This window comes from Flavicella sediminum (assembly GCF_006381105.1).
Lineage (GTDB): Bacteria > Bacteroidota > Bacteroidia > Flavobacteriales > Flavobacteriaceae > Flavicella > Flavicella sediminum.
In genome coordinates, this window is the sequence record NZ_VDET01000001.1 from 139,339 (window position 1) to 154,071 (window position 14,733).

At 35.9% G+C, this 14,733-nt stretch carries 11 protein-coding genes; 4 read left to right on the forward strand and 7 right to left on the reverse strand.

The features are described 5' to 3' along the window. The first annotated feature begins 3 nt into the window (after positions 1-3). Positions 4-1,824: a RagB/SusD family nutrient uptake outer membrane protein gene (locus FGM02_RS00405; RefSeq protein WP_139955841.1), complete on the forward strand. Its 1,821-nt coding sequence runs from the start codon at positions 4-6 to the stop codon at positions 1,822-1,824. Here FGM02_RS00405 and FGM02_RS18380 read toward each other — a convergent pair. Next, positions 1,807-1,854: a hypothetical protein gene (locus FGM02_RS18380; protein ID WP_394344431.1), complete on the reverse strand. Its 48-nt coding sequence runs from the start codon at positions 1,852-1,854 to the stop codon at positions 1,807-1,809. The two genes, FGM02_RS00405 and FGM02_RS18380, sit on opposite strands and share 18 nt — an antisense overlap. Between FGM02_RS18380 and FGM02_RS18235 the strand changes: the two genes are divergently transcribed. Both FGM02_RS18235 and FGM02_RS00415 read left to right on the forward strand, forming a co-directional pair. Next, on the forward strand, positions 1,835-3,436 hold the full coding sequence (locus FGM02_RS18235; protein ID WP_243739314.1) for a hypothetical protein: 1,602 nt from the start codon (positions 1,835-1,837) through the stop codon (positions 3,434-3,436). The two genes, FGM02_RS18380 and FGM02_RS18235, sit on opposite strands and share 20 nt — an antisense overlap. Positions 3,437-3,732: 296 nt before the next feature. Continuing rightward, a complete protein-coding gene (locus FGM02_RS00415; protein WP_139955843.1) occupies positions 3,733-4,884 on the forward strand; it encodes a T9SS type A sorting domain-containing protein in 1,152 nt (383 codons plus the stop codon). Between the two features lie 282 nt (positions 4,885-5,166). Here the strand turns inward: FGM02_RS00415 and FGM02_RS00420 are convergent, their stop codons facing one another. Next, complete coding sequence (locus FGM02_RS00420) at positions 5,167-7,827, reverse strand: right-handed parallel beta-helix repeat-containing protein (RefSeq protein WP_139955845.1); 2,661 nt, start codon at positions 7,825-7,827, stop codon at positions 5,167-5,169. 511 nt (positions 7,828-8,338) lie between these two features. Between FGM02_RS00420 and FGM02_RS00425 the strand changes: the two genes are divergently transcribed. Next, complete coding sequence (locus FGM02_RS00425) at positions 8,339-9,490, forward strand: T9SS type A sorting domain-containing protein (RefSeq protein WP_139955847.1); 1,152 nt, start codon at positions 8,339-8,341, stop codon at positions 9,488-9,490. Between the two features lie 381 nt (positions 9,491-9,871). Here the strand turns inward: FGM02_RS00425 and FGM02_RS00430 are convergent, their stop codons facing one another. The 5 genes from FGM02_RS00430 to FGM02_RS00450 form a co-directional block, all read right to left on the reverse strand. Continuing rightward, on the reverse strand, positions 9,872-11,125 hold the full coding sequence (locus FGM02_RS00430) for an NAD(P)/FAD-dependent oxidoreductase (RefSeq protein WP_139955849.1): 1,254 nt from the start codon (positions 11,123-11,125) through the stop codon (positions 9,872-9,874). A 28-nt stretch (positions 11,126-11,153) separates the two neighbouring features. Continuing rightward, positions 11,154-11,462: a 2Fe-2S iron-sulfur cluster-binding protein gene (locus FGM02_RS00435; protein ID WP_139955851.1), complete on the reverse strand. Its 309-nt coding sequence runs from the start codon at positions 11,460-11,462 to the stop codon at positions 11,154-11,156. A gap of 4 nt (positions 11,463-11,466) precedes the next feature. Further along, on the reverse strand, positions 11,467-12,624 hold the full coding sequence (locus tag FGM02_RS00440; protein ID WP_139955853.1) for a cytochrome P450: 1,158 nt from the start codon (positions 12,622-12,624) through the stop codon (positions 11,467-11,469). 73 nt (positions 12,625-12,697) lie between these two features. After that, on the reverse strand, positions 12,698-13,495 hold the full coding sequence (locus tag FGM02_RS00445) for an alpha/beta hydrolase (protein ID WP_139955855.1): 798 nt from the start codon (positions 13,493-13,495) through the stop codon (positions 12,698-12,700). A gap of 11 nt (positions 13,496-13,506) precedes the next feature. Beyond that, positions 13,507-14,625, reverse strand: a complete 1,119-nt coding sequence (locus FGM02_RS00450; protein WP_139955857.1) for a Zn-dependent alcohol dehydrogenase — start codon at positions 14,623-14,625, stop codon at positions 13,507-13,509. Positions 14,626-14,733: the final 108 nt, after the last annotated feature.

A 14,733-nucleotide genomic window follows, 5' to 3' on the forward strand; every position in this document is an offset into this window, starting at 1 on the left:
AGAATGAAAAATACACTAATAAATAAAATAGTAGTGGTGCTTTTAGTTGCCACAACTTTTTCAGCATGTAGTGACGATGTTCTTGATAAAGTCAATCCAAATCAAATTTCTACAGAAAGTTTTTGGAAGAATTTGGACGATTTAAATTCAGGAATCAATGCCGTATACAACGCATTAAAAAATGGAAATGTTTTAGATATCGGGTCTGAATACAACAGAAGTGATATGACCTACCCTGGTTATGGAAGACCAAACACTAGCAACGTGCATTATTTGCAAAGTTTTAATGATTCCAATGGAGCATCTGGAAAATGGGCTGCTTTGTATGCAGGAATTTTTAGAGCCAATCAGGTAATTGCAGCATGTGAAAGGTTAGAAGGAACTTTTAGTGAAGAAGGTGAAGAAGAAAGAGCAGCTATTTTAGCGCAAGCAAGAGGGCTAAGAGGTTTGTTTTATTTCTATTTGCATTCTTCTTTTAATGAAGGTTCTGTGCCAATTTATGATTTTGTTCCTGCTAATGAAACGGAATTATTTCAACCTGTAAGTTCGGCAACAGATGTAAAAGGATTTTTTATGGCAGATCTAGAGCATGGTTTGGCAAATTTGCCTGCTACATACTCTAAGAATAACGCGGGTAAATTAACTGCTGGTGCTTGTGCAGCCTTGTTAGGGAAAGCTTATTTGTATGCGGGTGATTATGCAAATGCTGAAAGCTATTTCAGAAAAGTAATCAATGACTATGATTATGCACTTACTCCTGATATTGGAAGTAATTTTACAACAAGAGATGAATTGAACCAAGAATCAATTTTGGAAATTAATTATTCATTGACTTACAAATCTGAAATCAATCCGTATTCCGCAGAACAAACTTCAAGTACCTTAAACTTTGCTTTAAGTCCTGTAGGTGGCTGGAGATCAATGTACCCAGCATGTTGGTTGATTATGGAATACAAAAAAGAACAATTAGACACTTCTGATCCAAGAAATATTGTTACAAGAGATGTGTATGATGAAACTGGAAATGTTACAGGAACAGTTACAGAATTACGTAAATATTCGTTACGAACTTCTCATTCAGTTGCTTTGGTGGATGATTTGGATTTAGACTATTACGGACAAGTACCAGCAATAACGACTCCTTTTAATAATGGGGAGACTTCTTATTGGAGAAAATATACCAATTGGGATATTGCTGAAAGTGAAAAGGATATTTCTGCTTCATTTCCTCGATCAGGTGTAAATATTAGAGTTATTCGTTTGGCAGATGTGTATTTGATGTTGGCTGAGTGTTTGATTCAAGGTGGTACAAATGATGCCGGAGTAGATGAGGCCTTGGTGTATATTAATAAAGTGAGAAAACGTTCTGGAGTTGTTTTATTAGGAGCTATAGGTTCTGGTGAATACCCAATTTCTGACCATGACAATATTACCTATGATGCCAATAGTTTAATGGAACATTTAATGTATGTTGAAAGACCTTTAGAATTGTCTGCAGAAGGACATGCCATTCGTGCCATTGATTTAAGAAGATGGGGGATTGCTAAACAACGATTTACAGAGCTTGCTCAAAAAGAATACTACGCTACAAATTTTGAATATGAGTATTTTGATTTTGAAGATTTAACAGAAGACGGAGATCCAAAGAAAAAGAAAATTACAAGATGGGGGGCTCTTCTAAGCGATGATGGAGCGGAAGAAGCAGATCCTATCTATAAAGAATTTGATAAATCTGCGGAAAACTATTTAGAATCGGAAAATGCCTATTGGCCAATTCCAAATGCTGAAGTTACTGCTAATCCTAAATTATATGATAACCAATAATATGAACAATATGAAAAATAAAATAATAATAGCATTGTCATTTGTTTTTGCAGGCCTGTTTGTTGCTTGTCAAGATGAAGATTACGACGAACCAAACTCATTTTCTGATGTAGGTTGGTATACAAGTCAGCTACGTCAAGCTGAATACAATGTAGGGGTAGGAAAATATATTTCTTTTACAGATTTATCTATGGGAGAAATTGAACATACTTGGACCATTGGTGAAGGGAATTTCTTTTTAAAAGGACCTATACAACGATTGGACAGTGTTTTTGATAAATTTATCATTAATGCTGGAGATACTGTTTCTACTGATCCAACAATTCATGTATTGTTTCAAAAAGGAGGAATGCAAAATGTACGCTTGTTCAATACTTTTGAAGACTCTGTCGCTTTTAGAGGTCCGGCCGGACTTATAATTCCTTCAGTAAAGGTAGGAGACCGCTGGGTAATGGATCAAACATTTACTGTAGATGTGTATGATACGATTGTTCCAATCATTGAATTGAGTAAAGGCGGTGCTGTAATTGCACATAGCAATCCGTTAGATACAATTAAAGTTGAAGCTGGTGAATCTTTAGATATTACGGATTTAACAGTTATAGGAAGACCAACAACCATAGCTTTTAATGTGGGAGATGCTTGGGCTTCTACACAACCAGGAGGTACGGCAACAGTTGTACTGAAAAAATTAGGATTGTTTGAAGGTGCTGTAAATGTATCTCGTTCAGGACAAAATATTCCTGGTGATTGGGAAACCTATAAAATAGGTTCTCCTATTAAAGTAATTCCTTCAAGTCAACCATTTGTGGTAACAGGTACCATTGCTGAGTTGGAAGACCAAACGATCCAAATTCCTTTTAACGGTGAATTTGCTCCTTTTGCGGCAAAAGAGTCCTTTTTTGAAGTAAAAGTAAACGATGTACCCGCAAGTATTAAAAGTTTGACCATCAATTCAAGTGATGAAACGATTTTAGATATTGAATTAAATGATCCAATTTATAAAACAGATATGGTAACGGTTAGTTTGATGGATGGTTCAGGAATTGAATCAACGGACACAAGAACTCCTGTAGCTTTTACTGATCAGCCAGTAAAAATGTACGATTTAGGAAACCTATTCGATGTAAATGCCTCTGGTTTTGAAGATGCAGGTGTTTCAGGTGTTTGGGAGCCTTCTTGGGAAAGTGATATTTTGTTAGAATATTCTACGGAACAAGCAGCTTCAGGAACCTATAGTATGAAATGGACTTTAGATGGTGTTGAAAGAAAAAGACCAGGATTTACAATGTACAATGCTTTTGCAAATGGTGCTAAAGTGAATTTGAAAGCAGGAAAAACGTATAGATTTTCTTATAAATTTTATGCTGTAGCAGGAAATACTTCGAATGCAACATGGCCACACTTAACAGGTGGTGGATTGTGGAAAGGATATTGGACAGGTATTTCTGGTGATCCTGTAGATCAATGGGTTGAAAAATCTATTGAATATACCGCAGATTCTGATGTTTTTGATGTGACTTTTATGATGCGTTTAACAGGTGATGATACAACAAGAGGGGTTGTTTATTTTGATGATTTCTATCTAGATGAACTAGATGATAGACCTTAATTAATTTTCGGTTTACTTTTTTAAAGGTCCATTTGATTTTGTCAAATGGACCTTTTTTATTGGAGGTATTTTTTTAGTAGCTAGAAAACAATTATGGAAGTAGTTTATTGGTTGTTTAGTTTTTTTTACTGCTGTTTTAGAGTGTGTTAACTTAGTTTGGCGAGTTTTGTCAATATTTTTTGTAAGCTGCACTTACACATATGTGTTAGTCTTAAACACATATAATCCAAATGTAAACAGGAAATCGTATTACTTTTATCTCGAAATAATTCAATATCAATTAACCAAATAGTATTATGATGAAAAAATTACTTTTTAGCCTTGTTGCAATTCTTACGGCAACTATTTCAATGGCACAAACTGGACCAACTACCGCTTGGGTAACGAGTCCTGCTGACAACGCAGTTTTAACTATTGGAGATGCCTTGCCTGTTTCTGCTACTTATGATGCAGGTGATGATGGCGAGGGATTAGATTATACAGTAGGAGGTACTGGGTCAGCTAACCTTCAATTTTCGATATCTGAAAAAACAGGAACTTCTTATGTTTGGAAAGCAGGGTCAAATGATGGTACAACGAATGGTACACATACGGGTACGTCTACTAAGGCATGGACAGTGCCAGATCTAACACCATCTGCTGATTTGCCTGAAGGAACTACACATGTTTTACGTGTTGGTTTTCAAAACAGCAACAATGCATGGGCATCTGGAGCTGCTGAAATTCCTGTGACTATTGTAGCTGGTGTTGCACTAGATGCTTATAGTTTTAATCCACAACCTCAAGTGTTTCATGCTGAAACAACAAGTTTAGATGTGAATATTAAATATACTTCTGTAGGGGAGGATATTGCTGTTGGTGGAATTAAATTCACGATGTGGACAATTACAGATGGAACTGTTGAAGGTGTGTCTTTATTTTCAGATAAATGGCATGGCGTATTTACAAATCCTGAGGTTTTACCTGCAGGAGAAGATGTAGAAGCAACCATTACGATTACAATTCCAGCATCTGTTAAAAATGCAGGTGTAATAAGACCTTCTACTGATTTAGGAGCGCTTTGGGATCCAAATGCAGGAGATGAAGGGAATAATTATGTAGATCACGCTACTACTCCCGCTCCAAGTTATTTTTATCAATTTAGACAAGTTGCTGGTTCTGATGCAAATTTCACACCTTCAACTGCTCAGTATGCATTTACAGTGGATGCTTCAGCAGGTTTGTCTGAAGTTGAATTAGAAGGAATTAACGTGTATCCAAATCCAACTACAGGTTTGTTAACTATTTCTGACTTATATGATGCTGAAACAATTAGTATTTCAAATATTTCAGGGAAACTTGTAAAAACTTTTGAAGCTAATAATTCTATCGATATTTCTGATTTACCTACAGGTGTGTATGTATTGCAAACAGATAATGGATTGCAAAGAAAAGTAGTGAAAAAATAAGTGATTCTATATTTTATAACTTAAAAGAGAGACTGTCTGAAAAGGCAGTCTCTTTTTTTTGTTGGTCAATTTGGTTGAGCTAGGCCATGATTTTGTAAGCGAATTAGATGCAAATCTACCCTTGTGGATGTCTGATTCAGTTTAATAAGAGCGCCTGAAAGGATCTTCCTATATATTTGTTGAGAGAACTTAAATCGCAAAAAAAAAGGGAACAAACCTTATCGGTTGTTCCCTTTTTTATTATTGTTTCCTTTGATTTAACCTACAGGCGCTACCTTTAGTTTAGTATTTGATAAATTTAAAAGTAGTTCCATTGTCCGTTTTTAAGAGATAGATTCCGGGACTTAATGAAGATACATCCATGTTTTGATGGTTGTTAAAAGTGAAAAGCTTTTTACCGACTTTATTAAAAATAACAACGGATTGAATAGAGTCATCTCCGGAAATGGAAAGATAATTATTTGTTGGGTTTGGAAATACAGCAATTCTTTTTCGATTCACATTTTCTACAGTCAATATACCTGTAGTAGATTGGATGAAGTCATCTACGAAATAAACACCTTCATTGTTATCAAATTTTAAATCTAAACGAGCAATATATCCATCGCTTGCCTCCGTAAAATCGAAGGAAGTTTGGTACCAAGTGTTTGAATTTAATCCGCTAAAGTTTTTCGTAATGCCTGTACTCGCTGTACCTCCAATCCAAGGAATTATAGTAAAGCTAAAGTCTGTTTTATTTGTAGCTAAAAATTTAATTAAGAGGTGTTTTCCTTCGGAAGCATTCATAGTGAAGCCTCTAGTTCCAAATAATAAAGCAGGATACGCCCATGCTTTACCTCCAACTTCCTCAGTTATTTTTAATGCATTGTTACTTGAGTTTAAGTCTGTTTTAAATGGGTTTTCAGCCCAGCTACCCAATTGTTTTTCAGAAGCTGCTGGTCCATTATTTCCTATCACATAATCATTATCATAATCAACAATTAAATCGTCGTTTGCAGGTACTTCTTCTGAAGGAGCTGTTTCAAAATTTTGGGCATAACCATAATTTGGATTGTTTGGAAGGGGAGCTCCTGTATCTCGAACAGCATTTATACCTGCTGTCCATTTGGTTCCTCCATATTCATAAGCACCAATGTCAGGCGCATTTCCCATAAATGATTTTTCGAATCCGGAAATAATCTTTGCTTGATCTACAATTGTGCTGTTTTCTTCGGGATAAAAATTTTGATTATTTGCATCTGTAAATGGAGAACTAGCTGAAATTAAATTATTCTGTATGTCAAATTCTGAGCTTCCATTTCCTGCAAACCAACTGCCTGTATTGGCAAAATTGTTATAGATTTTGTTGTTTTCCTGATCGTAACCATTTACCCACGAGTCCATGGCGCGTTCTGCATTCCAAAAGCTGTTGTGATAAAAATCCAAATTAGTATTGTTCCAATTTACCTGTATACCACTCCACGACACGTTCCAAACAACATTATGATGAACTGTATATCCTTTGCTATTATTGTCTAAATATATTCCAGCAGCTTTTGCTGGTTCTCCTATTTTATGAGAGTAGTTTGGGGCAGTGGAGTCGTGCAGCCAATTATGGTGAATTTCTGTATTCTTTAAAGTTGAATTTCCAACAGTATAAAAAACGCCTGAATCGCTGTTGATCAATTCGGCATAAGATACATCGTTATAGGCTACTTCACAGTTTTGACCACTTACATAGATCCCATCTCTACCTGCATTTAAAATGGTGTTTTTAACGATGGTCACGTTATTTGCGGATGATCGAATTGGGGTAGCGTGTATTCCCAAGTAATCGGTGTTTTTAATTGTATTCGCTTCAATAGTCGTGTTATGTGCACCTGCCCAATTTTGAATACTAATTCCACTTGTTGCACTGTGGTTTAGGGTACAGTTTTTAACCAAAGTACTTTCACCTAAAATTTCTATGGCAGCACGGCCAACACTTGCTGAGGTGTTGTTTAAGTCGTCATGTCCTTCAACACCATGAGTTATTTTATTATTTATAAAAATGGCATGGTTTCCATTAATTTTCACACTTCCTCCAAAAAAGTTAATGCCTTCTAATTTTATATAATTCCCGTTTAACTGCGCGGCATAGGCATGTTTGGTGTAGGTAACTTCGCCGTCTATAGGTTTGTTTCCGTCAGAAGGTTGGAAATAAAGTGTATTAGTAATGTTGTCCTGGTACCATTCATTGGCATAGTCTAAGGCTTCTAGTTTATTGAATAAATAAATTTGACCTCTGTTGTTGTTTGGGTTATCTCTCCATACGGTAGGGTTGTGGGGGGTGAAGGGCCAACTATTAATATTTACCCCCGCATGTTCAATACTAGTGTTGGTGCTGTTAGTAATACTTCTGGTCCAACTAGTTCCAGAGTGTGCACCAAGATAATACACCATTCCCCCGGTCCAATCTATATTCGGAATATCGTCAGCCAAAAAATTAGAAGCACTTCCGCCAGTTACAGGAACTGTATTTAATGTCCATCGATTGGCATCGGAATTATTGGGCCATCTAGCCAAGTCCATATAATTGTTATTGTGATAAACCGCTTGAAGCTTGCTGTCAATAGTCATGTTTACATTGGCCTTGTAAATAGTTCCTGTATGAAGCTGCCAACCACTAATAGAAGAAGTTGCTCTAATTTCAACTTCTTCACCATTAGCGGCTTTAAAAGTTATATAATTGCCAGATGTTCCACTAGTGTTTATTATAAATTCTTCTTCATAAACACCACCTTTTATAATACAAGTACCACCTGCAGTCATTGTAGAGATGGCTTTGTTAAAAGTTTTGTAAGGGCTGTTTATTGCTCCTGAATTGTTGTCGTTTCCATCTGTAGCCACATAGATAGTTTGTGCGAAAATAGCAGAACTAATGGGGAAAGTTAGAAGGCATAAAAAGTGTATAATTCTAATCATTTTTTAGTTTGGTGTAAATTAGTTTTTGGTTGGGTTGTTTTTTTTTGAAAATTAAAAAATAGGATGATTGCTATTTCAGAAATAATAAGTCTACTTCTAAGAGTAACAAAAGTATTTGTAATTGTGGGAATAAGGACCTCAAATGTACATTAGGCTAGTAGATAAATGGTCTAATTGTTATCGTAAAAAAAGATACAAGCAATTTGCCGTGATGCGCATTCAAATAAATAAATAAGTTTATAATGAGTGAAATACTGTTAGTCTATTTATTAAACAAAACTTTTGTATGGGAGGTAAACAACTATAGATGCTGTGCTTTCGACTCCTTAACTGTTGGTTAAAATGTTAGAATTATAATAATGTTAATGATAGTTGTTCAGTTAATGTCTAGTTGAAATAAGTCACTTTTTCAAGTTGTATATACATATGTATTAGTGTTGCGTACATACAAACAACTAGAAAAAGGAGTTTGACCTTAAATTTGTATTATTAAATAACCAAAACCATATTTATGATGATCAAAAAATTACTTTTTACGCTATGCTTCATAGCAACTACATTTGTTTATAGCCAATCGGCTAGTTTAATAGATCCTCCAACAACCGTGACTCAAAACCAGTTACTTACCTTGTCAGGGAATTATGATGTTGGTACAGGACATACCGTTCAAGGGTCAGGAGTAACATTTCTTTTGAGAGAATATGATACTAACAATAGCACATTTTTATGGAAAGCAAGTGCTGTGGCTGATGAAGTAACTATTGGAACTCAATCAGGTGTGGCTACAACTTCATCGGTAAGAATTCCATCAGATTTAGCACTTTCGTCTGAGTTGGCATCAGGTGTTGAATACAGATTGTACATTTCATTCCAAAATGAAGAAGAGTCGCCTGCGTACACTTCGGCTTACCAAACAATAACCGTAACGAATGGGTATAGGTTTGATTTTGAAGGTTCTGAAACTGTAACTATAGGAAAGCAGGGTAACGATGCGAGAATTGCAGTTGCTGAGGTTGCGAACCCAGTAACAGATGGTATTAATACTACTGCTACTTGTGTTCAAGTAACGGAAGAGTCTAACTCTTTTGGCTGGGAAAGATTGCTTTTAAGCGGTTTTACAGCTATTAGTATGGCAAGTGAGGGAAATTATATCAGTGTTAAATTTATTTCGCCGAAGGCTAGTGGAAATATTTATTTGAAAGTGAATCATGGCGCATCAGGAAATATTTATGAACAAACACTAGCTTACACTGGTACTGCTAATGTTTGGCAAGAAAAAGAATTTTACCTTCCTTTTATTGGTGATCCAGCGGATACGGAAGTTTCAATTACTAGAATTGATATTTCTTTTGATCCTTCTACAAATAATACTGCTCAAGAAATTTATTATGTAGATCAGATTGATGTCTATAATGAGACTGTATTGTCAACTTCTCCTGTTGCTATTGAAACAGAAGGCTTGTTGGTGTATCCAAACCCAACAACAGGTGTTATCAATATATCAGACTTGTCAGATGTAAATGTTATTACAGTTTCTAATGTAATGGGCCAAGTAGTAAAGAATTTTTCTGCAAAAAACGCCATAGATATTTCAGACTTACCAGCGGGTATGTATGTATTACAAACAGACAATGGATTGAAAAGAAAAGTAGTGAAAAAATAAACTTAAAAGTATTAATTGTTTAGTTACTTTTAATGGAAAAGCTCGAATTAATTTTCGGGCTTTTTTTATAGAGTTTGGTTGCTGCTAAGGAATTAGGAATGTTTTCATGTATACAATAAAACGATGTATGATGCCAGGATTAATGCTGCTGGGCTTTCTAGGTTAATAAGATAGGAACTAGGGTTTTGTTTTTAAATAGCTCTGTGGGTGTTTTAAATGTATTAGCTGGGATGTATGTATTACAAACTGATAATGCAGTGAAAAGAACAATAGAAAATAAATAAAAGCTTAGAAGTGAAGATTGTTGAGCTCCTTTTAAATGTAAAAAAGCCCGAATTAATTTTCGGGCTTTTTTATTGAGTTCGGTTATTGATATAGTAATTAGGAATCTTTGACTAGATTCAGTGGTTTAAAAGGGATGGTTGGGTCCGTTAGTTTTAAAGGGTCAACGAGTTTTCTTTCTTTAATGAATTTGGTTCCTAGAACATAAGCTTTGGCATTGTTAATAGCATCAACGGCTAGCAATTCTTCATCTTTAAAATACCAAATAGAAAATTTCTGTAAGTCTCCTTCTTCTTTTCTAAGCAGTACTTTGTTGTAACCTGTTGAAAGTCCAACCATTTGTAATTTTATGTCGTATTGATCTGACCAAAACCAAGGAATGGAATTGTAAACTGGAGCTTTGCCACAAATAGTGGCTGCTGCAATTTTTGCCTGATCCACAGCATTTTGAACAGATTCTAAGCGTATAAAACGATCGTAATGTGGATTGAAATGGAAAGTACAATCTCCGATAGCATATATGTTGGCATCACTTGTTTTAGCAGTTTCGTCTACTTTGATACCGTTTTCTATAACGATAGCTGCTTCTTTTGCGAGTTCTAAATTTACATAAATCCCTACACCAACAATAATGAGATCAGCTTCGTAAGTTGATCCGTCAGAACAACTGACCGTATTGGAATCAGGGCAAATAGAAACTACATTTTTATGGGTTAGAACGTCCACCCCATTTTTTGCATGAAGTTCTTGAAAGAAATCAGACATTATTGGAGCAGTAACTCTGGCTAATATTCTCTCTTCTCTTTCTAAAACCGTCACATTTGCGCCTAGTTTTTTTAGTGAAGCGGCAGTTTCTAGGCCAATATAGCCTCCACCTATCACCACTACATTTTTAGTAGTACTTGTTTGTAGGGCTTTTCTGATATTTTCTACATCTCCTGCTGTTCTTAAAGGAAACAAGTTTTTGGCTTGGTCAATTCCTTTAATCGGTGGAATAATAGCACGTGCACCTGTTGCTAAAACTAATTTATCATAAGTTATTACTGTCTCGTCAGTTAAGGCAATAGAATTTTCTGTTCGGTTTATTGATTTAACCGTCACGCCAAGCTGTAAAGTAATCGCTTGTTTTTCATAACTTTCTGCCGATTTCAATAAATTCTTATCAATAGCATCTTCGCTTGTTAAATAAGCTTTTGAAAGAGGAGGTCTGTGGTAAGGTAGTACGGGGTCTTTGTCTAGCAAGATAATTTTCCCTTCCCAACCTTCTTTTCTAAGCGCAAAAGCGAAGTTGACGCCTCCATGGCTTGCTCCAATAACTACGCAGGTTTTGTCTATTGAATTCGTTTCAGACATGATACTTTTGTTTTAGGTTTGATTGATTTTATTGAGCTACGTGTAAAACAACACCATCAAGTTCTTCGCTAATTTCTAACTGGCAGCAAAGACGGCTGTATTCGCTTACGTTTTCATCTAATTCTAACATATCGGTTTCAATTTCGCTTGCTTCTCCTGTTTTGCTAACGTGTTCTGGAGCTACATGTACGTGACAAGTGGCACATGAGCATACGCCTCCACAATCTCCGTCAATACCTGAAATACCGTTGTCTACAGCTAGCTGCATGACAGAACCTGAAGTTCCTTCTAATGTAATTGATTCTTTGTCGCTTGTAATAAATGTTATTTTTGCCATGGTTTTATTTTTTATGAAATTTAACTTGTAAACTGTGGAAGCCAACTTTGCGTTTGAATGCTCCTAATTCTTCTATATTATCTTTTGCATCTAGTAGTTCCATTGAGGCTACTTTGTCTGTCAATACTTGTAAAAGTATTTTCATAATTGTTCTTGCATGGGTAGCTCCTAAGCAATTATGTGTTCCAAATCCGAAACTTAAATGAGGATTTATTTTTCTGTCTAAATCTACTTCATTTGGATTTTCAAAAACGGTTTCATCTCTGTTTGCAGAAGCCCAACAAAGTCCAACCCTTGTGTTTGCTTTTACGGCATGTTCACAAACAGCAGTATCTTGGGTAGCTACTCTTCCCATTTGTGTTAAAGGAGAAAAATAACGAATCAATTCTTCAATAGCTCTGTTTCTAATTTCAGGCTCTTCACGCAATCGGTCAAATGAATTTTGATGTTCTGCCAAGTAGGCAATGGTGTTTGATACTGCATTAATTACAGTGTCTCTACCTCCTGCAAAGGTTAAAATCATTACGCCTTTGACTTCTTCTTTCGTTAGTTTTTTTCCGTTGACTTCAGAATTTAAAAGAACAGAGTATAAATCTTCACCAGGGTTTTCAATAGCTTGGTCAATACGATTGTCGATATAATCGTACAAGATGTTTGCTTTGTCACCATCTAAAGATTCTCCTTCACTTCTAAACACGTGTGTTCCCCATGAAATCCAAGTTTCTGCTTCATTAAAAGGTGTGTTTAAAAGTAGAGTTAAGGCTCTAGATTGCAGTACCAATGAAAATTGTTCAATAACTTCTACAGAATCCTTGGTAAGAATTTCGTCTACCAAGTCACTAATTTGTACAGTAAGTTTGGCTTGGTAAGCTTCATCCAAAGGTCTTTTGAACCAAGGATCAAGAATGTCTCTAAAACTTTTATGTTCAGGAGGGTCTACTTCAAAAGGAATTTGTCGTGTGTCTCTGATGTTTACTTCAGAAGGAATGACAATTCTTCCTGGTTCTGCTCCAGATTGCAAGGTTTTCCAGTTATGAGCTCCTTTACGCACGTCTTTCAGTCGTAAAGCCATTGTCACAGGATCGTTTTGATCGTCCATTTCTCCATAACCTTTTTCTTGACGGGCTTTTTCAAATGGATCTGGTAAAGTGCTTTTTTTCATACGGTTGATTTTAGTCGTTAATTTCTTAGTTAGAAATTAATTAGTTTGTTGTTTTAGAAATAGGATGGGGTATTTATAACTGTTTGTCAAAAAACAATAATGTGTCTTTGATATGTTCTTGCCAATAGCTCCATTCGTGTTTCCCTTCAAATTCTTGGTATTGATGCGGAATATTGGCCAAGGTTAATTTTTGATGCAAAATTCTGTTGTGCTCAATTAACAAATCGTCCTTACCACAGTCAAAACGAAATGGGGGTAGGGTTTCTTTATGGGTAAACATCCAATGAAAAACATCTTCTTCATTTTTTATTTTTTGTTGGTATTCGCTTTCATTTTCTTCAACAAACAAAGGCATTTGATTGGTGTTTGTTATTGAAGAATGTCCGGAAACAGCGGCATATTTATGGGCATATTTAGCTCCAATTCTTAAAGCACCATAACCTCCCATTGAAAGTCCGGAAATACATACTTTAGAGCTTGGTCCGGTACAGGAAATATTCTCTTTCACAGCAGCAACAACATCATCAGAAATCCAATTTTCGAAATTCTTGGAATTATGTGCTAAGTAGCCAGAACCATCACCCCATAAACCATCAGATGGCATGGCAATAACCATGGGTTGTATGAGTCCTGCTTCCATCATTTTAAGCGCAGTAAAATGTACACCCGCTTTGTGTGCCCAAATCCATGCGCTACCGTATACTCCGTGTAATAAGGTTACAATAGGCAGGTTTTTAGCATTTTTTGTAGGTGGTACAAATACACAAATATCACCTCGACCTTTTAAATTAGGCGTTTTTATGGTGATAAAGCGTAAGTGATTGCTTTCAAATTGGGGATCAGAAATTTCTGTGGTTTTAAACTGCGACATAGGTTGTTGATTTATTTAAAAACAATAACGCCTTTTGCGTTTTTTCCAGACAACATATCGTCTAAGGCTTGTTGCAATTTTTCTAAGGGATAATTATTTGTTATCATTTCATCTAACAAAATCTCTCCTTTACTGTAAAGGTTGATAATGTTTGGAAAATCTTTTTGTGGATTGCATTTTCCGTAAAGTGGATTGATGTATTTTTTATCCCATTCAAAAAGTGACATGTCGATCAGGACTTCCTCTTCAATACCACTTACTTGAACAGCGGTTCCTGCATTTCGAATCATGGCCAAAGGAGCTGCTCCTAAAGCAGGAATAGCAGTACATTCAAAAGCAAAATCGGCACCTCTTCCATCGGTCATTTCTTTCACTTTTTCCGCGGCTAATAAAAGTCCTTTGTCGTTTTTGTCTGCTAAAATAGTATGTGTTGCTCCAAATTGAACTGCCATATCTAAGCGCTGTTGATTGATATCGATAGCAATAATTTTTGCAGCTTTTGAAACTTTGATTCCTTGTATAACGTTTAGTCCCACACCACCAGTTCCTAATATAACGGCAGAAGATCCTTCGGTAACTTTCGCTGTATTTACAGCAGATCCAAAACCAGTCATAACACCACAACTAACAATACTAGCTGCCTCATGGCTCATGTTTTGGATTGGGTTTTTTACAACAGCTGATTCTTTGACTAAGGTATATTCAGATAGGGTACCTATATTAAAAGAGCGTTCAATAGGTTGATCGTTCCAAGTGGTGCCTTCTATATGTGCGTGTCCAGGTGTATAGCCATTTCCTCCGGCAACTACTGGCGAATTGTTTTCACAAATATGTTCATTTTCATTGGAGCATTGAAAACATGTACCACAAGGGGTTGCCCAGTTTAAAATAACGGCATCACCGACTTTTACGCTCGTCACATTTTCACCTACGACTTCAACAATTCCAGAACCTTCATGTCCCATGATAATCGGTTTTCCCCAGTTCAAAGAATCGTGATCAGTATGGCAAAGTCCTGCCGATTTAATGGCTACAATCACTTCGTCTTTTTCGGGATTTCCTATTTTAATGTCTTCAATCGAAAAAGTTCCGTCGCCTTTTGCTATGGCTGCTTTACATAGTATGCTCATGTCTATATCTTGTTGTTTGTTGTATGGAAGTACAAATTTAAGAGCTCAAAGAATAGTAGAATTTAACTTTATTAGCTAATCAGTATCTTATTTTGATATTTTTAACTC